The organism is Ruminiclostridium papyrosolvens C7 (genome assembly GCF_000421965.1).
Lineage (GTDB): Bacteria > Bacillota > Clostridia > Acetivibrionales > DSM-1351 > Ruminiclostridium > Ruminiclostridium papyrosolvens_A.
The window spans coordinates 21,487-43,000 of sequence record NZ_ATAY01000017.1; the positions used below are offsets into that span (position 1 = coordinate 21,487).

Here is a 21,514-nt window from a genome sequence, read left to right on the forward strand (position 1 = left end):
ATAGCTCACTTAATTTTTTAATTATCAAAATCAAAATCAATATCAACAGCAAATGGTACTTCCATATCACTTTCAATGGATCTTAAATCTTTGTACCCGTTATCATCTTTAATATCCTGTATATCTGTTAATTTAATAGTTCTATCAGCTAAAATCCGGTTAAGAATGTCAATAAAATATGTCTTCCACTTTTCCACCGTCTCACTTTTAAACAAACTGATATTATAAATAATTGCAACTTTTATGGTTTCACCCGTATCTGTTACGGAAAAAGTCATATCAAAATTTGAATTTATGCTTCTTTCAAATGGTTTTACCTTCAAACCATCCACGCTTACGTTTGGGACTTCAAAATCCTGCAACTGGAACATTACATTAAAAATAGGATTTCTGCTTAAATCCCTTTTTGAACATACCCTTTTGACCAGTTCATTAAAAGGATAATCCTGGTTACTAAATGCTGTCACAGTATTCATTTTTATTTCAGAAAATACTTTCTCAAAAGATTGAGCACGTTCCAGTTTATTTCTGAGGATGACTGTGTTTACAAACATTCCTACTAAATGTTCAACGTCTCCCGTAGTACGACCTGAAACAGGAGTTCCCAGAATTATATCCGTCTGTCCGGTTATTTTATAAATAAATACATTAAAAATAGATAATAAAACCGTATATAATGTTGAATCCAAGTCAACACAAAGCTTTCTCAACAAGGAGACCTTTTCAATATCCAGTTCAAAAGTCACACTAGCTCCTCCATAAGTCTGAACCGGTGGTCTTTCAAAATCAACCGGAAGGTTCAGTTGTGGAATAACCCCTTTAAAACGGGATAGCCAGTATACTTCCTGTTTCTTTAATTTATCCTGAAATCTTGAACTATCTTGCCATACGGCATAGTCCTTATATTGCAGCTTCAATTTGGGCAGTTCTTTTTGCTGATATATACTCAAAAAATCCCTGATTATAATTCCGATAGATATTGCATCAGTAATTATGTGATGCATGTCTATAACTAACAGATGTCTTTTATTTTCCAGTTTGACAATTCCTACTCTAAGCAGAGGCGGTTTACTCAGGTTAAATGGCCTGATTAACTTTTGTAACGTGCTTTCAATATTTTCGGGCCCTTTTTCAATGAATTCAATTTGAAAATCCACCTTGTCCATTACTTTTTGTACCGGTACCCCGTCTGCACTGATAAAAGCGGTTCTTAAGCTCTCATGCCTTACAATCAGATTGTCAAATATACTTTGAATCAAGGATATATCTAAATCACCCTCCAATTCTACAATCTCTGTAATATTGTACATTGTATTGTCTTTATACAGTAAATCCAGAATATACAACCCTTTTTGTGCAAAGGATAAAGGATAATATTCTCTGTTTTCAGCAGGTAATATTATGTTATCCGAACCATCAGGTGACCACTTCGTGATAATCGCCGATTGCATTTCAATTGTGTTGTTTGTAAACAAAGTCCCCAGCGGTATACTTACATTGAAAGCAGTATTTAAATCAGAAACCAGTTTCATGAGGTTTAGTGAGTTACCTCCAAGATAAAAGAAACTTGTTTCAATATCAAATTGGTTCGTACCAAGGATACCCGACCAAATCTCATATATTTTTTGCTCAAATTCATCTCTGGGTAGCTTTTTCTTGTCAACATCCTTAAAATCATTAGCTATTTCGTTCAAAGCTCTATAGTCGATTTTTCCGTTTATTAATCTTGGTATACTATCAATGACTATGTTTTTTGAAGGAATCATATAAGCCGGTAAACTGTGAGATAGAAATTCATTCAGTGAATTAATCAGTTTTTCTTTCTGTCCCTCAGCTTTAACAACAATAAAGGAAACCAACGAATCGGTATTGGATAGGGTAGTTATTTTTGATACAACTACATCAGATACAAGTTCATGCTTGGATATCTGGTGTTCTATTTCTCCCAGTTCAATTCTGTAACCCATAATTTTTATCTGATGATCCATCCTGCCATAACACTGAAGTTCTCCGTTATATAGCCATTTTGAAATGTCTCCGGTTTTATATATTCTCTCATTTGAAATAAAAGGATTTTGTATGAATTTTTCTTCTGTTAATTTATTGTTGGATATATAACCTCTTGCCAGCCCATCTCCACCAATATATAATTCACCTTTTACCCCTTTGGGTACGAGATGTTTTTTACTATTTAGTATATAAATTTGTGTGTTTGCAATGGGGTTACCTATATTTACTTGTTTTTGTCCTGTTAATTCTTTAATAGTAGACCAGACTGTGGTTTCAGTAGGCCCATATACGTTATACACCTTTACATTCTCAAGACCTTCAAGATATCCCAGAAGGTTTTCCGGGAAAGGCTCCCCTCCTATGATAATTTCCTTTAAGGAGGTAAGGTAATTCCACCATTTCTTGTCACTTAGGAACAGTTGTGCCCTTGAAGGTGTCATTTGAACCATATCAATACTATTTTTACGGATTAGTTCACAAACCATACCAATATCTTTTTGACTTTGCTCATCGGCAATTACTACTTTTAATCCCTTTGTAAGTGCCAATATTGTTTCAAGAACAAAAATATCAAATGAAATTGTGGTAAGGGCCAAAATTGTTTTCCCGGCTGAAAAGTCCATTTTTCTGCTCATGCCTGTTATGAAGTTATTTACCGCTCTATGTTCAATCATTACTCCTTTAGGCTTTCCGGTAGAGCCTGAGGTATATATGACATAGGCCAGATCTGAAGGTAGGTTCACTTTTTCCGGATTGTAATATGGCTCATTCTCAGATTCAAAAATGTTTATCACTTGCCCTTTAAAATCCCGGGAAATAGACTTTTGCTTGTCCACAAGCAAGAACTTGCCGTAACAGTCTTCCATCATGTATGAAACACGTTCTTCCGGAAGTTCCGGATCAATAGGCAGGTATGCTCCCCCCGCTTTTAGGATACCTACAATTGCTATCAGCATATCAAAGGAACGTTTTACCATAATTCCTGCAACCATATTCGGTTTAAATCCCAGTCTTCTTAAATAATGTGCCAATCTGTTTGAGCGTTCGTTTAATTCCTTATACTTAAGTCTATTATTCTGAAATATCAAAGCAGTAGCCTCAGGTGTTAATTCCACCTGTTTTTCAAATAAATCAATAATGGTTTCTCCTCTGGAATAATCACAATGGGTATCATTAAATTTGTATAGTAATTGTTGACGCTCTTCTTCCTGCAGAAGGTCAATATCCTCTATGGTTATTTCAAAATTATCGGAAACCTGTTTTATTATTGTCTCAAAGTGTCTTGCTAACTGTTCTATTAACCATTCCTCATAAACATTAACATTATAACGAAAATCTATTCCAATTCCATTTGCAGAGTTTACAATGATATTTAAATCATAGTTTGTCTGCTCAAATGCTTCAACACCCTCAACTATAAAGCCTGTACTGTCATATCCGGCAGCTTCTGAGGCATTTTGTCCCATGGGATAGTTTTCATAAATAATAATGTGGTCAAATAGACCTTGTTTTAGTTCCGATGCTGCCTGTACTTTTGAAAGTGAAATATAGCTGTATTGTTCAGATTCAAGTGCTTCATCCTGTCGACCCATTACCAATTCACTGAACTTTGTACGTGATTCGGTGCTAATGCGTACCGGAATCGTATTAATAAATAATCCAAGCATATTTTCAATATTTTCTATTTCTGCAGGGCGTCCTGATACAACAGCACCAAACACCACATCCTCATTACCTGTGTATTTTTGTAAAAGAATCCCCCAAACACTCTGAATAACTGTATTCTGTGTTACGTGATACTTTTTACTCATGTCCTCAATCTTTCTGACACACTCTTCATCAAGGCCCATGTTGAACTGCTTTTGTCTGTAACTCTGGTTTTCTCTTTTATTCCTTTGGGGTAACAAAGCCTGAGTGTTATAACCCTGTAAATACTTGTCCCAATATTGTAACGCTGAAATTTCATTATTCTTTTGAAGCCATTCTATATAATTTCTGTAGGAAGTTACCTGAGGAAACTCTAATTTAGTTTTACCATAAAAACTTGTATACCGTTTCAGGAGCTCACCAAATAGTATACTCAGGCACCATCCGTCCATCAATATATGATGAAAACTCCATATCAGTTTGTATTTTCCGTCTCCCCAATATAGTACAGACATTTTTATAAGACTGTCTCTTGTTACATCAAAACCGGTCTCGCGTTCCAGTTTCTTAAATGCTTTATAATATTCATGCTTTCCATGGTCATCCATGCCGGAAATATCCTCATAGAGCACTGATATCATTCTTTCCTTCAACACCACCTGAAGAGGATTGGAAAGTCCCTCGTAAACAAACACTGTACGTAAAATATCATATCTCTTAACTATTTCATTAAGGCCTTTTTCCAGCAAAGCAATTTCAAGTTTCCCGGATATATCAAAGGCACACTGTTGGAAATATGTCTCTGAGTTGCTTGAAACAGCATGAAACAATATCCCTTCCTGCATGGGAGAAAGCTTGTATATATCCTGTATTTTTCGTTCCTTCTCATTATTCCATTTGATATTTGCGTATAAGCTCTCAGTCAACTTATCGAAGCTTTCCAAGGACATGTCCAGTTTAAAATCAGCAGGTGATCCAAGTTCCGGCTTCTGAGTCTTACAATGTAGTATTATCTCATGAAGACAAGATTTGTAATTCTCCATCAAATTACCGATTGTTTCGCTTTTATATTCATTTTTATCAAAAGAAGCTGTTACTTTCAAACATCCCCCTATAGTAATGCAATTAATGTCTAAAGAATACCATGGAGTACCTTCAAGGCTTACTTCTTTTCCGCAGGATTGCTGAACAACCTCAAAATAATCTGAAACCAACTCTTTATCAAACTGTCCCAGATAATTAAACATAATCTCGGGTTCAAGGCTTTCAAATGACTGTTCCTCTTCCCCTCTGTTTCTGATATATTGATACAATCCGAATTCTATACCACCATGGGGTATCTTACGAAGGTTTTCTTTTATCATTCGGAGATAATATGATATTTTATTTACACTGCCCATATCCAGTAGCACCGGATATAATGATGTAAACCATCCAACTGTACGAGCTATTGGTAAATCCTGAAACAGCTCCTCACGTCCGTGACCTTCAAGTGCAATAAGTGCCTTATCATTTCCGCTCCAGGATTTCAATGCCATTCCAAGTCCCGCCAGTAAAATGTCTTCTATTTTAGTATGATATGTATTGTGTACATTCTTTAATAAATCGTTTGTTTCATCACTTGTAAAGGTTATTGAAACTGACTCTCTGTATTTGTTTTTTCTTATTTCTGAGGTTTCAAAATCCCTTGGTAATTTGGGGATTGATACATTTAATATGTCTCTCCAATATTGAACACTTCTGTATACCGATTCGGAATCGGCATATTCCTTCAATTCCTTTGCCCACTGTTGAAATGAAGCTGTTTTTGAAGGAAGTACTATCTTGTTTCCTTTCAAGGACTGGTCGTACGCAAGCTTAAGGTCCTCAAGGAGTATTCTCCAGGATACCCCGTCTACAACAAGGTGATGAATTATTATAGCCAGATATTTTCCTGCCAATGTGTGAAACAGTCCGATTTTAACCAGAGGGCCTGTACTTAGGTTAATACTACCCTGAAGTAATTCACATTTCTCCTCAATTGCCTTAATATATTCGGAGTCATTGAGCGTGTACTCATAAAAGTCATACAGATTTGCAGATTCATCATCATTGTACTGAATGATTTTATTACCCTGTATGTTATATACCATTCTAATTGCATCATGATGCTTTATAATTCCCGTAAGGGCATTTTTTAAAGCCTCAACAGAGAATTCATCTTTGTTGAAAATCATAACAGATTGATTAAAATGCTGGTTGTGTTCCCCACTCTTTTTAAAGAAAAATTTCTGTATAGGAGTCAAAGGTAATTCCCCGGCTTCAAACACTTTACCTGTCTCGTACACAACGGATTTCACATGTGAGGACAACTCTTTTACAGTAGGATATTTAAAAAGATTCTTGATAGTAAATTGTAATCCGTGCTGATAAAGACGAGCTAATATTTGCAGCGCTTTAATTGAATCTCCTCCAATTTCAAAGAAATTATCTAAAGTTCCCACACGGTCAATGCCTAAAACATCACCCCATATTTTGCAAAGCACCATTTGAGTATTATTCTCAGGTGGAACATAAGTCTTTCTCACTAAAACTTTGTTTGGCTTTGGCAAAGCCTTTCTGTCCAATTTTCCGTTGGCTGTCAAAGGTATTTTTTCTATTGTCACATAATACGATGGAACCATATAGTCAGGCAAAACACCTCCAAGAGCTGTTCTCAAATGGTTTGGAGAAATCTCCTTTCCAGTGACAATGTATGCACATAAACTTTTACCTGTCTCATCATCAACATCAATAACAACAGAATCAGTTATTCCGTTAATCTTCCTTAATGCACTTTCAATTTCCCCGAGTTCAATTCTGAATCCTCTTATCTTGACCTGATTATCTATTCTTCCCAGAAACTCTATATTCCCGTCTTCATTCCACTTTGCCAGATCTCCGGTCTTATATAGACGTTCTCCGTCAAGGTAGGGATTAAAAATAAACTTCTCCTTTGTCAGTAATTCTTTATTTAGGTATCCTCTTGCCAGGCCTACACCCCCGATACATAGCTCGCCTGACACACCCGTAGGTTGAAGGCAACCGTCCTTATTTGTAATATACAGTCTGATATTATCTATTGGTTTTCCAATTGGAATAGACTGTATCCCTGTTGTATCACGGGGGCAGTTGAAATAGGACACGTCTATGGTCGCCTCTGTGGGTCCGTAGAGATTTACAAGACGTACTCCGGTATTATTTCTGAAAACGTAATTAAATCTATTTACCATATCAAGCGTCAGTGCTTCACCACTTGTAATTATATATTTTAAGCTATTAAGCTTGTACGCTTCGGAACATGTATCCAAATAACTCAAAAATGCATTAAACATTGATGGCACAAAGTGGAGTGTAGTTACCTTATTGTTATAAATAGCTTCAACTATGGACTGAGGATTTTTCTCACCTTCGTTTTCCAAAAGACATACTACCGCTCCCTGCATACCCCACCAGAGTATCTCCCAAACAGATACATCAAAAGAAAATGTGGTTTTCTGAAGAACAACATCCCCTTGATTTATGGGCGTATTTTTTTCCATCCAAATTAATCTGTTCATTAAAGATGTATGTTCAATCATGGCCCCCTTTGGATTTCCCGTTGACCCTGAAGTATAGATAACATATGCTAAACTGTTCGGCTGGGTTATATTAATGGGATTTGTTTTACTTTCCTTTGAGTAATCATCATCCAGATAAACAATTTTGCCCTTAATATCCGGTGAAACAACAGTATTCCTATCGGTCAGTATATATTCAATTCCGCTATCATTAATCATATAATTTATACGTGCTTGTGGATATTCGGGGTCTATAGGTAAATATGCACCCCCGGCCTTCAATATCGCGTATATTCCCACCATCATTTCAAAGGATCGTCTTACCATTAGGCCAACAATTGTGTCATTTCCTATACCCAGACTTCTCAAGTAGTGTGCCAATTGGTTAGAGCGTTCATTTAATTCTGCATATGTCCAAGACTTATCGTTAAATATTACTGCAATGTTCTGAGGTATCAGAGCCGCATTTTCCTCAAACACATCAATTACATTTTTATCTTTTATGTAATCACATGCTGTAGCGTTAAAAGTATTTGTTATAATATCTTGTTCTTCTTTCGAGAGTATTTTTATCTCCCTCAGTTCCTTATGGGGAGCTTCACAAATATCCTCTAAAATATTTATAAAGTGCTTCGACAAATTATCAATTGTATCTTGTTTAAACAACATGGTGCTATATTCGAATTCAAAGGTTATTTCTCCCTTATCTTCAAAAGCAGTCAGCATAATATCAAACTTAGACATGTTGTTCTTGTGACTATATTCAGAAAAACGAAGTTTTCCGGAAGCATTTAATGTATCCAACATGTTACCGGTATTTTGCAGAACAAGCATAGTATCAAACAGCGGATTTCGGCTGATATCTTTTGGAATATTCAGTTTATCCACCAGTTGTTCGAACTGGTAGCTTTGATTATCAAATGCATCAAGAGTACTTTGTTTTACCTCTTCAAGAAATTGTACGAAACTTTTACTACCTTTTGGGAGATTTAAAAGAGGTAGCGTGTTAACAAATACCCCGATGATATCCTGTAAATCAGCATGTTGTCGCCCTGCTACAGGTGTTCCTACAATTATTTCCTCCTGGCCGGTGTATCGGTTCAATAATACATTGTATGCAGCAAGAAGAACCATAAATAGGGTAACACCGTTTTCTGCCGCCAAATCGTTAAGCTTACCTGTTCGGGACTTGTCCAACACAAAGTATGTATGTGCTCCTTCGTAGCTTTGAACGGCAGGACGGTTATAATCCGTAGGCATATTTAATACGGGTATTTCACCTGAAAAGCGGTTAAGCCAATACTTTTCCTGTGCATTATCAACATTTTCTTTATACAGGTTGTTCTGCCATTCTGAAAAATCTCTGTATTGCATTTTTAATGGTTTCAGTTTCTCACCATTGTACAGACTTATAAAGTCATTTATCAGAACGTTCATTGACACACCGTCAGAGATAATATGATGCATATCATAAATAAATATATATTTACCGTCGGTAAGCCTGATAAGAGCAACACGTATCAACGGAGCCTTACTTAAATCAAATGGCTTTATAAAATCGTCAATTATATTATCAACCTGATTCTCATTGCACTCATGGAACTCTATCTTAAAATCAATGTGGTTATGTATAATCTGAACCGGTTCACTTTCCTTCATAATGAAAGAGGTACGAAGTGAGTCATGTCTTTCTATAAGGCAATTGAATACCTTTTCAAAGTGGGTTTTGTCGATATCGCCTTCTAATACAAAAATCCCTGACATGTTATATGTTGTCAGTGAGGGGTCGTATTGATTAATGAAGTATAGTCTTTTTTGTGCAGAAGATAATGCATAATGTTCTTTTTCCTCGACTTTGTTTATTGGGATATATGCTTTTTTATCAGAAGCTGTTAAATAAGCTCCCAGTTTCTCTATTGTTGAAAATTTGAAAAAGTCCGTCAATGGCAATTCCACTTCGAATTTTTTATATATATTGTTTATAACCGTAATTGCTTTGAGGGAATCCCCACCCAATTCAAAGAAATCGTCTAGTATGCCTACCTCACTGATTCTGAACAAGTCTTTCCAGATATCTGCAAGTTCTTTTTCAATCTGGCTCTGTGGTTCAACATAACTGTTGGATAAGGAGGGTCTGGTGTAATAGGTTTTATGTATATTGCTACTTTTTACTGATTCCTCTGAATCAGTGTAATTGGGTTTAACCCATTGATTCAATCTTTGCTGCAGGTCTCCGGGCGAGCAAACAATCTGCCCCTGACCCCCAAAAGCCAAAATTCTTTCAAATGCATCGATTGCTTCATTAGGTGACATTGAAAGTTCAGCAATTGTTGCTCCTATTGTGATTTTTTCATTACTTCCATTATCTTTTTGCCATTCACTCCAGCAAACACTTTTCCAGTTTTTATCGCCAAAGCTGTTTATTTTTTGAACAAAATAATCCATAAAAAGGTTAGCAGCTGAATATGCAACATGACCCAAACCTCCAAGTACTGACGCAATGGAAGACATTAATACACAAAAGTCCGTTTCTTTGTCTCTGAAAATCCTCTCCATCACCAATAACCCATACACTTTTGAATTAAACTGAGTTTTACATTCAGTTAAATCTAAATCGCTAATCAAGCTGAAAGAACTGCCGTCCAGTACTCCTGCGCTATGAATTACACCTGTTATAGCTCCAAACTCTTCTTCTGCCCTGTCAACTATATACTTCATTTTATCCTCATCAGAGACATCAGCAGCATCAAATATCAATATGTCTGTTCCATAGTTCTCAAGAGCAAGTATTTTTCTTATTCTGTCGCTTATTTTATCTTCCTGAGGGTGATTTTCCAACAACCAATCCCATTTTTCCCTTTCAGGGAGAACAGTTCGGCCCGTTAAGACAACCTTTGCTTTATACTCTTTAACGATATGTTCTGCAAGGGCATATCCCACTCCCCCGAGTCCTCCTGTAATAAGGTATACTCCCTGGGTCTTGAATGGAATTTCCGTATTTACCTGTTGTTCCAATTTGACCTGTTCATATTTCATAACCCAGCGAAATCCACTTCTATATGCAATTATCCTATCAGGTGATTCAGACAGCAATTCTGCCCCCAATTGATTCACAAGATTGCTTCTACCCTTTTTGTGTCCTTCAGGTACAGCTATGTCAATACATCTGCTTTTTATATAGGAGTATTCCTGTGGTATTACTATACTTGCCGCTAATGCAGTAGCCTTTTCAGGGTATGTTGTTTCCTCACCTGTAACAACATGTACGTTATTTGTTATTACATCAAGTGTTATTTCTTTATGCATTTCCGATTTTGCCAAGGCTTTTGCAATTTTTAGAATACTGTACAAACCTGCATCCTGGGCGCAGTCAAAACTTGCCATTTGACATTCCTCTGTGCCAATACTGTCTACTCCCCAAAAATGTGCTATTTTCTCAATTGTTATTCCGGTAGCTGTAATTTCATTAAATAGTCTTTCGTAATCACCGTTTTGTGTAGGGTCGATTATGAAGCTGCTTTTATCTACTCTTTCATAGGCTTTTCCCTTGGTCACTGTAACAACATTAATTTCTTTTTTTGTAAAGTCATTAATTATTTCATCAGAAACTCCAAGAGTATCCCTAAATATGAGCCACTGTGAACTATTTGATTTACCCTTGTATCCGGGTGTAGAACGAACCCATTGTGGTACATAGAACCATTCTTCAATATTTTCTTTTTTATATAATGAGATTGTTTTTTCGTTTCTGAAAACATCTTTTGGATTACTGTCTATCCAGAATCTCTTACCTTCAAAAGGGTAAGTGGGTAAATTTACATGCTGCCTTTTCTCTGCTCCATAGAAGTTCTTCCAATTGATTTTTATACCGCATCTCCATAATTGTGCCAGCTTGTTTAGCAGAAAATAGATGTCAGATTTACCGTCATGTTGAACTCGTACCGTATTCAGAATCCTTTCAGGCTCTTTCTCAATAAATCTATTCAGCAGAACACTTAAATCCCTACCTGGGCCTACTTCAATAAATACAGTATCAGAGTCTTCCAGAAGCTTTTCCATACCGTCTGAAAACCTGATTGGCTGAATCAAATGTCTTGCCCAGTACTCCGGATCTATAACCTGCTCCCCGGTTATCCAAGTTCCGGTCAAGCCTGAAATATAAGGAATAGAGTGTTTATTTAAAGTTATACTTTGAACTTTTCTTTTGAACTCTTCCACAATTGGAGCCAGTTCTGGGGAATGCATTGCATATGATACAGGTACTTTCATACACAAATATCTTTTTTGCTTCATATACTTGTCAAAGGTGTCTATTGATTCTGATGAACCTGATACAATACAGGAAAAACCGTTTATTATTGCAATAGAAACCTTTAATGTATCAGAATAATTAAACTCATTTATCAAGGGCATCAATTCTGTTTCAGTTAGTGGTACACTTAACATAGCTCCCGTATTAAGTGATTTCATGAGCTTTCCGCGAGCCACAATTAATTCCAGAGCATCTTCTAAAGAAAATACCCCTGAAATCAGAGCTGCGGTATATTCACCAAAGCTGTAACCAATCATGGCGTCAGGCTTTATACCCCAATGAATTAAAAGTTTGGTAAGGGAATATTCAAATACAAAAATCACAAGCTGAGTTAATTCCGTTTGGTTTATTTTTTGTTGTGCTTCCTGTTCCTTTTCTTTAACGGGATATAAAACATCCTTTACATCAAAATCAATAAGACCTTTTAAAATTACCCTGCAACTGTCAAATGCCATTCTGAATACAGGTTCTTTCTCATACAATTCCAAGCCCATACTAACGTATTGAGAACCTTGCCCGGCAAACATGAAAATGACAGATTTTTTGTCCTTTTCTGAATAGAAAGTCTTTATATTTCTATTGTCTTTAGCTTTTAAAGCATCAATTGCATTATTTATTCCATTGAACACAAGAGTTCTGCGATATTTAAACAGTTTACGGCCGGTATGTAAGGTATAGGCTACATCAGCAGGATTTGCATCTGGGTTTGCCTCCAAATAATGTGCCAGATTGTCAGTCATCATGTCTAGTGCCTGAGGACTTCTGGCAGAAAGTGCCAGCATATTCCACTTTTCCTCCTGCTGAGGCTCGGTTAATGCTTCTGGAGCCTCCTCCAGCACGATATGGGCATTTGTTCCACCGATACCGAAAGAACTGACTCCCGCCCTTAGCTGTGTGTCTCCCTTTTTCCAATCTATTAATTCCTTATTAATATAAAAAGGACTGTTTTCCAAATTTAGTTGTGAATTAGGTGTATTAAAATTAACAACAGGGGGAATAAGCTTATGCTTTAACATTAATGCGGTTTTAATAAAACCCGCAACACCCGCTGCAAAATCAAGATGCCCTACACTGCTTTTGATGGTACCTAAAGCACAGTAGTTTTTCTCCTGTTTTCCAAAAGCCTGCCTCAATGCCTCTATTTCAACCACATCTCCCAATTTGGTACCAGTTCCATGGGTTTCTATGTATGATATGGTTGAAGGTTCCACCTCGGCAACCCGGTGGGCCAACCTTATTACCTCCGACTGACCTTCTATGCTTGGTGCCGTATACCCAACTTTTCTATTTCCATCATTATTTATAGCAGAACCCTTTATAACCGCATATATATCGTCGCCGTCATTAAGAGCATCTTCCAGTAGTTTCAGGGCAACAACACCTGCTCCGCTACCCTCTACAAAGCCGGAGCCTGCTTCATCAAAAGCCCTGCAATGTCCATCAGAAGACATAACCATATCCTTCTCGTACATATAGCCTTTTTTTAGGGGAAGTGATATTGTAACTCCTCCTGCCAGAGCGATATCACATTCACCGCTCAAAAGTGCCTGACAAGCCATATGTATTCCTACAAGAGAAGTTGAACAAGCCGTTGATAAATCTATTACCGGGCCTTTCAAGTTTAGTTTATAGGCAATTTGCGTGGCTATGAAATCCTTATTATTCAGCAAAAAAGTCCCGAACCCTTCTGAAACGCTGTCATCCTTTGAAAATGACGAAACAATCTGCCAGTACAAATTATCAGAGGCTCCCACATACAAGCCGATAGGTTTTTTATAGGTTTCCGGGTTATAGCCTGCGTCTTCAAGAGCTCCCCACACAACCTCATGCAATATTCGTATTTGTGGGTCCATTACTAATGCTTCAATATTGCTGTAACCAAAAAAATCGTTATCGAACTTTTCTGCTTCTTCCAAATGTCCATGGGCTTTGATATAATTGGGGTTTTGTATTTCGTGAATATCTATTCCCGCTGATAATAATTCTTCTTGGCTGAAAAAAGTTATACATTCTTTTCCGGCCTTTAAATTATCCCACAATTCAGATATATTACCGGCCCTCGGAAATCTTCCGCTCATACCTATAACAGCTATTTCATTTCCTGAATATTCAACCTTGTTCATATTCTATCTCCTAAATAATCCTAACAGTCTGAGTTATTCTCAAATTCATCTTTCAACTTGTTCTTTTTGTCCCGCATTCTTTTTTTGCCTTTTTCAATAGAATTAAATAATTCATTATCTTCTACCGGATTAGTATTTACCGGCTTTTCATCAGCCAGATGACCGGCTAAACTTTGAACCGTAGTATACTGGAAAAGAACTTCTACCGGTATTTCGATGTTCAGTTCTTCTTTAATCTTTACTCCCAATTGGATTAAGCTTAGTGAATTGCCCCCCACATCAAAGAAGTTAGCATCCGTACTTATATTTTTTACACAAAGCATATCTTCCCATATCTGCATTATACGCATTTCCATTTCACTTTCAGGTGCAATGCAACTGGTTTTGCCCTCTAATTCCTGGCCGTATTTATGAAGGACTTTTTTGTCTATTTTACCGCTGGAGGTTAGAGGAAATTCATCAACACTGTAAAACTTTGCTGGAATCATATAATCCGGTAAGTTTTTAAGTAAAAAGCTCTTGAGTTCCTTACTTTTTACAAGCTCATTATATTTAACATAAGCGTTTAGGCCTGCATTTTCATTATTCCTGTTTACCATAACAACGGCTTCATTTATATTCGGATGACTAATAAGCCTGTTTTCTATTTCTCCAAGTTCTATACGGAATCCCCTGATTTTTATCTGATCGTCATTACGACCGATATATTCTATATTTCCGTCCTCCAGCCACCTTCCTATATCTCCTGTTTTATACATTCTCAGACCGCTGTTAAATGGGTCGTTGATGAAGCACCTTGCCGTAAGCTCAGGATTGTTGATGTATCCTTTTCCTACCTGATTACCTGAAATGTATATTTCTCCGTTCACACCAACAGGAACAGGCTTTTTGTCTTCATCTAAAATATAAATTTTAGTATTGGGAACAGGTTTCCCTATTGGGATTTTTATGCTTTCCTTGGAAATTTTGCAGTAAGTTACGTCAATTGCTGCTTCTGTAGGCCCGTATAAATTAATCAATTCAGTTTCTTCATTAAATTTTCTGTAGAACAGGTCTTTGTGATTTGGGGTCAAAGCCTCTCCGCTGCAAATACACTTACGTAATTTACTTATTACCATGCCTTCAGGAACCACTGAAAGGAAAGCTGAAAGCATAGACGGAACAAAGTGTGTAACTGTAATTCCTTTATTATTAATAAGATTAAGAAGGTAATCAGGCTCTTTTTCTCCACCCGGTTTTGCCAGATATATTTTTGCACCAAGTACGAAAGGCAGAACAATCTCCCAAACAGATACATCAAAGGTGTATGTGGTTTTTTGCAATATGGTATCAAGTTCAGTTATATTACATATATCTGCCATCCATAAAAGTCTGTTCAAAAGACTTACATGCCGGATTACCACTCCTTTTGGCAATCCGGTAGAGCCGGATGTGTATATGACATATGCCGCATCTTCCGGCTTTACTTCAATATATGGATTCTCTGTACTTAATTCATTTAATTCCGGGTTATTAATATTAATAATTTCTCCATCATAGCCGGAACCGATTATATTTTCTGTGTTTGTAATAACAATTTTTGCACTGCAATCCTTAAGCATAAATGCTTTTCTATCTTCAGGAGATTTTGGGTCAATAGGCAAATAAGCTCCACCGGCCTTTATAATTCCCCAGATTGCAATCAGCATATCAATACTGCGTTTGATTTTTATGCCAACTACATCGTTTGCTCTGACACCTTTTTGTATCAATAGATTTGCTAATTGATTAACCTTTTCATTAAATTCTTTATAGGACATCTGATAATCATCACATAAAATTGCCGCATTATCTCCTTTGGCAAGTGCATTTCTCTCAAGGTAAAAGCTTAATGATTTGCTGAAATCGTGCTCTGTGTATGTATCATTAAACTTTTCAAGCACTTTTTGTCTTTCTTTATCTGAAAGTATGTCTATATTTTTTAAGTGTATGTCCGGCGTTTGTAATATGGTTTTTATAATTATCCTGAAACAGTCGCTGAACCGCTTGATTGTATCAGCCTTAAAAAGGTTTGTGGAATATTCTATATTGAATGTTATGTCCCCGTTGTCTTTTTCAAACCCTATAAGGCTTAAATCAAATTTGGAGACTGGCTTTTTAAATGTGTATGGTTTAAAGACCAATCCCGGAATACTTGTCTCAGATATTGAATAATTCTGCCATACAAACATTATGTCAAACAGAGGGTTCCTGCTCTTATCCCTTGTAATTGCCAATTTGTCAATCAGGTCTTCAAATTGATAATCCTGATTGTTAAAAGTGTTTATTATATTCTCTCTGACTTCTTTAAGGAAATCTGTATATCTCTTTTCTTTCTCAGGTAAATTCCTGACAGGAAGAGTATTTACAAACATCCCGATAATATCTTTCAGTTCATCATATTTTCTGCCTGAAACAGCGGTACCTACAACAATATCAGTGCTGCCGGTTAATTTGTTCATAAGAATAATGAATGCAGACATAAAAAACATATATAATGTAGCATTTTCATTTCTGCACAGCTCAGCCATTCCATCTATCTCTTGCCCGGAAATTGTAAAACTGTGTACATCGCCTTCATATTTTTTTAAATAAGGCCTTTGGAAGTCTACCGGCAGATTTAGTATAGGAGCCTCTTTTTGAAACGTCTCCAGCCAGTATTTTTCCTGATTCAATAATTCTTCATTTCCCTCAAGCTGACTTTGCCATTCACAGTAATCCTTGTATCGAACCTGCAAATCCTTAATTTCGCGGCCTGCGTATAAATCCATTATTTGATTTATAAGAATGCCTTCTGATATACCGTCTGTGATTATATGATGAATGTCTAAAATCAAAATATGTTTATTGCTGTTTATTTCTATTAATCCTATTCTTAATAAGGGTGGTTTACTCAAATCAAAGGGTTGTATAAACTCCGATATTATTTTTTCAACATTCTCTTCAAGAGAATTGAAATAACTAATTCCTATATCTGAATCTTCAAATACCTTTTGATATAATTCTCCTTCTCTAAAAACAAAACCGGTTCTTAGTGTTTCATTTTTTAATATTATTTTTTTAAATACTCCCTCTAATTTTTTCTTATCAAGAGTACCTTCCAGTACAGCGATTATCGGCTCATTGTATGCTGTAGAATTAAGATTCAGTTGATTCAATATATAAATTCTCTTTTGTGCCGAGGATGTTTTATAATAATGTTTTACGGGTGCAGCTTTTATTACGGTCTCATAACCATGGCCTGTATCTTCAATCAGCTTTGCCATTGCCTCAATGGTTGGTTTGTGGAAGAACTCCCCTATGGAGATTTGTGTACCGGTTTCTTTTCGTGTTTTGGCAATCATGCTAATGGCTTTTAGTGAATCCCCTCCAAGTTCAAAGAAATCATCCCGGATACCTATTTTATCTATGCCGAAGAAATCCTGCCAACTTTGGGCTAACAATCTTTCCTTTTGATTTCGTGGTTCTACATAATCCGATAGCAAGTCAGGCCGGGATTTTACAATTTTCTGTACACTGTTGTCAATGTCCTCAGGTATTGTATCCAAATGAAGCCATTTACTGCTTCTCTTCTGAATACTCCCTGATGAAATTATTATTTGGTTGGCACATTGCAACGACATAAGCTGTTCAAAAGAGGCTATCCCTTCTTCAAGGTTCATTGCATATGCTATTCTATTAATACCAAGGTTTGTGGCACTAGACTTTTCTTCCTTTTCAAATAGCCAGGTCTCCCAATTGACACTTATCCAATTGAGGTTTCCTACACTTCTATTCATCTGAGCAAAATAATCCATATAAATATTTGCTGCTGCATAAGCCGTGTCACCAAGCCCCCCCAATATACTGGAGAGTGATGAAGTTAAGAGGCATAAATCCAGATTTTTATTTCTAAAAATTTTATCTATAACTATGAGTCCATAGACTTTGCTCCTGAACTGGGTTTCAAAATCCTCTTCATCCATTTCTTTTGCAGCCTTTGCATTTTTTCCTACAACACCTGCTGTATGGATTACACCATTAATCTCACCTGTTTTTTTCTCGATATCCTTTACAATTTCCAGTACCTTGTCGTAATCTGAAATGTCCTGTGAATAATAAAGTATCGTACCTCCTAAATCTTCAAGTACTTTTAATTTTTTTAATTTACCAGCCAATTCATCGTTACTCTCTACAATGTATTTATCCCATTCATCTCTTTCAGGAATCAGAGTTTTGCCTATTATGGCAACTTTCGCATTATAAGAAGTAATCAGATATTTTGCCAGATTAAATCCCAGATCACCAAGTCCCCCTGATATGAGGTAAACTCCTTTAGCTTTCAAATATTTGTTTATACCGCTGTATTCCTTTAAATCCAGCTGTTCAAAATATTGTACCCATCGGCGTTTTCCTCTGTACGCTATTACTCTTTCGCCTATAGGAGCATTTATCTCATTCACTAACTGCTTTGCAATAAAATCTGTTGATTTGTTATTTAAGCTTCCAAACTCAAGGTCTATACATGTACAGCCAATGTTCAGATATTCCTGAGAAATGACTTTTGCAGTTGAAAGAAGTGTTGCATTTTCCGGTTCTATACACTCCTGTCCGGTGATTTCATGAAGGTTGGAGGTAATTATGTATATGTTGGTTTTATTGCCCCTGTTATATTTGTCTGCCCCTTTTACAATATTCAGCAAACTATATAACCCGGTTCTTTGCGCACTGTCAAACCTCTTTTTTAAATCCTCTTCATGTGTTGTGTTACTTTCCAAAGACCACATATGTATAATTGTGTCCGGGTTTAATTTGTCATCCTTTAGTTCCCTGAACAAACATTCGTAATTGTCTGAATCAAAAGCATTCAGCATATAAGAGCATGGGTCAATTTTCTTAAAAACTTCGCCAAGTGTAATTTCTATCACTTTACAATTCTTCTCATGCAACACTTCCGAAATTCTTAACTCCAGACTGTACTTGGAAGTATGAAATAATAAAACCACAGGTTCGTTATGATTACTCCCGTCATTTTCGATTAGGGGTACATTTCTCCATGAAGGTACATAAAACCAATCCTTCAATGAAGGTTCTTTATATATATCCGTATTATCTGTCATTTCACTGTTTGAAACCTGTACGTACTCATTATCAGGCCAATACGGTTGGCTTTCAAAGGGATATGTCGGCAAGGGTATGCGCCTTCTCTTTTCGTCCTTGTAAAAATTATGCCAGTTAATATTAATACCCCTAAGCCATAGTCTGCCAATCCTGTTCAAAACAAAGAATATATCAGATATTTCACTATTTTCGGTTTTAATAAGATCAGTGACTGTAACTCCGTTAAATTCTTTTTTGCCGTTTGTAATAATAGAATGAACCAGTAAGGCTAAATCACGTCCGGGGCCGATTTCCATGAATACACAGTTTTGCTCTTTTAATATCTCCTTGATTCCATCTGAAAAATTTACAGTCTCTCTTATTTGTCTTACCCAGTAAGCCGGTTCCGATACCTCATTATTTTCAACCAATCTGCCTGTCACATTTGAAATTAAAGGGTATACCGGGGGCGAGAAAACAATCCCCTTAAGTCCTTCCCTATATTCATCCAGTATACAGTCCAAAAGATGTGAATGTGCCGCATGGGTGCTCTTCAACGGCATACAGATTATGCGTCTGTTTGCCATTTCTCTGCTGAGGGCTTCAATTTTTTCAGTTTTTCCGGAAATAACACAGGAAAGACCATTATCTATAGCCAATGACAGCTCTGAATCCATAAAAGGCATAATCTCTTCTTTTGATAAAGGTACACTTAGCATCATGCCTTTACACGTTTTATTTATGAGTTTACCCCTTAACGTAACAAGCTTTAACGCATCTTCAAGTGTAAATACCTTTGCTATACACGCTGCCGTAATTTCTCCCAAACTATAGCCAATCAGCATATTGGGCTTAATCCCCCAACTTATCAAAAGCCTTGCCAGGGCATACTCAAAAATAAACAGTACCGGTTGTAAAAATTCAGTTTCATCCAGCTTATTCACTGTATATAGAATATTATCACCGGGATACAATATTTCTTTCAAATCCCTTCCACTTTGCAATTTCAGTATATCGAAGCATTTGTCTATTAGTTGTCTAAAGAAGGAATTATATCTATAAAGCTCTATTCCCATATTAATATATTGAGCACCCTGACCCGAAAACATGAAAACAATATTAATGCTCCTGTCATAAGCCTTTACCACATTTATATGGTTTTCTCCTGAAACATCTCCTTCAAGAACATTAATTGCTTGCTTCAAATCTGAGCAAATAAGCATTTTTCTATATTGAAAGGGTTTTCGTCCAACCTTTAAGGTATAGGCAATGTCTGACAGATTTTCATCCGGATTTCCCCTGATAAAATCCAACAGCTTGCGGGTTTGAGTTTGAAGTGCAGACTCGGTTTTTGCTGATAATACCAATAATTGCGGCATATTGGACTCGGAGTTTTCAAATACCTCTTCAGGAGGTTCTTCAAGAATAATGTGCGAATTGGTACCCCCTACTCCAAATGAGCTTACTCCGGCCCTTAATGGGTAAGCACCTCTTTCAAAGCCTTTGAGCTTATCATTTATATAAAATGGGCTGTTCTCCAGATCAGGATTTGATTCACCCGAGTGTAACGACGGGAACAGCATTTTGTGTTTCAATGAGAGTACAGTTTTAATGAGTCCTGCTATTCCTGAAGCACTGTTCAGATGTCCTATATTAGTCTTAACAGAACCGATAGCTATTCTGTTTCTCTTATCAATATTTTTAAATGCATTTTTCATTGCCTCTATTTCAATAGAATCACCAAGCTTTGTGGCACTTCCGTGACCCTCTATGTATCCGATGCTTTCAGGCTCAACTTCTGCCATCTGCTGGGCAAGTTGTATTACAAGAGACTGTCCTTCAATACCGGGGGCGGTATACCCAATCTTATCATTGCCATCATTATTTATAGCAGAGCCTTTTATTATTGCGTGAATGGTATCTCCATCCTCAATAGCATTTTCAAGTCTTTTAAGTACTACCAAGCCAATACCATCACCAAATACCGCCCCACCTGCTTCTTCTGAAAATGAACGGCAGTGACCATCCGGTGATACTATCATCCCATCCTGATAAAGGTAGCCCTTCCTTTTGGGGAAGTACACCGAAACCCCACCGGCTATGGCTACATCACATTCTCCTCCCAGGATTGACTGTGCCGCCAGATGAACGGAAACAAGTGAAGTTGAACATGATGTAAACACAGTGATTACAGGCCCTTTAAGGTTTAACTTATAAGCAATTCTGGTACTCATTAAGTCCTTATCATGTAAAAGTGTCTTTGAGAAGGCATCTAATGATTTCCCTGAATTAAAATCATTCCATATTCCTTGTTCGCCTGCTAATATTGTGTGGGATTCCCAAAGAGGATTTGGTGTACCTCCTACAAAAAGTCCAATGGTGCCATTATACTGTTCAGGGTTATAGCCTGCATTCTCCAGCGAATCCCACGCACATTCGTGCAGAAGACGCATTTGCGGATCCATAATTTTTGCTTCTTCAGGTGTATATCCAAAGAATTCTGAGTCAAAGTATTCAGGTTTTCTCATACTAGCTCGTACTTTTACATAGTTTGGGTCATTTATAAGCTCCTGACTTACTTTTAACTCCTCTAATTCTTTATCTGTTAATATTTCAATGGACTCAATACCATTTTTAAGATTTTCGAAAAATTCTTCTGTATTGTCAGCGCCGGGAAAACGTGCTGTCATTCCTATTATGGCTATTTCTAAGCCCGACCTCATTTGATTTTCCTGATCCATTCTGAA

At 36.7% G+C, this 21,514-nt stretch carries 2 protein-coding genes; both read right to left on the bottom strand.

The genetic code is table 11. From position 1 onward, the window contains the following. Positions 1-17 precede the first annotated feature (17 nt). On the bottom strand, positions 18-13,670 hold the full coding sequence (locus tag L323_RS24470; RefSeq protein ID WP_020814278.1) for a hybrid non-ribosomal peptide synthetase/type I polyketide synthase: 13,653 nt from the start codon (positions 13,668-13,670) through the stop codon (positions 18-20). A gap of 20 nt (positions 13,671-13,690) precedes the next feature. Continuing rightward, positions 13,691-21,508 carry a hybrid non-ribosomal peptide synthetase/type I polyketide synthase gene (locus L323_RS24475; protein WP_020814279.1) on the bottom strand — a complete coding sequence of 2,606 codons (7,818 nt, stop codon included), beginning with the start codon at positions 21,506-21,508 and terminating at the stop codon, positions 13,691-13,693. Positions 21,509-21,514 lie beyond the last annotated feature (6 nt).

Excerpts from the sequence above, each read along its gene's own strand:
- L323_RS24470 (WP_020814278.1), bottom strand. The coding sequence starts at position 13,670 with ATGAACAAGGTTGAATATTCAGGAAATGAAATAGCTGTTATAGGTATG.
- L323_RS24475 (WP_020814279.1), bottom strand. The coding sequence starts at position 21,508 with ATGGATCAGGAAAATCAAATGAGGTCGGGCTTAGAAATAGCCATAATA.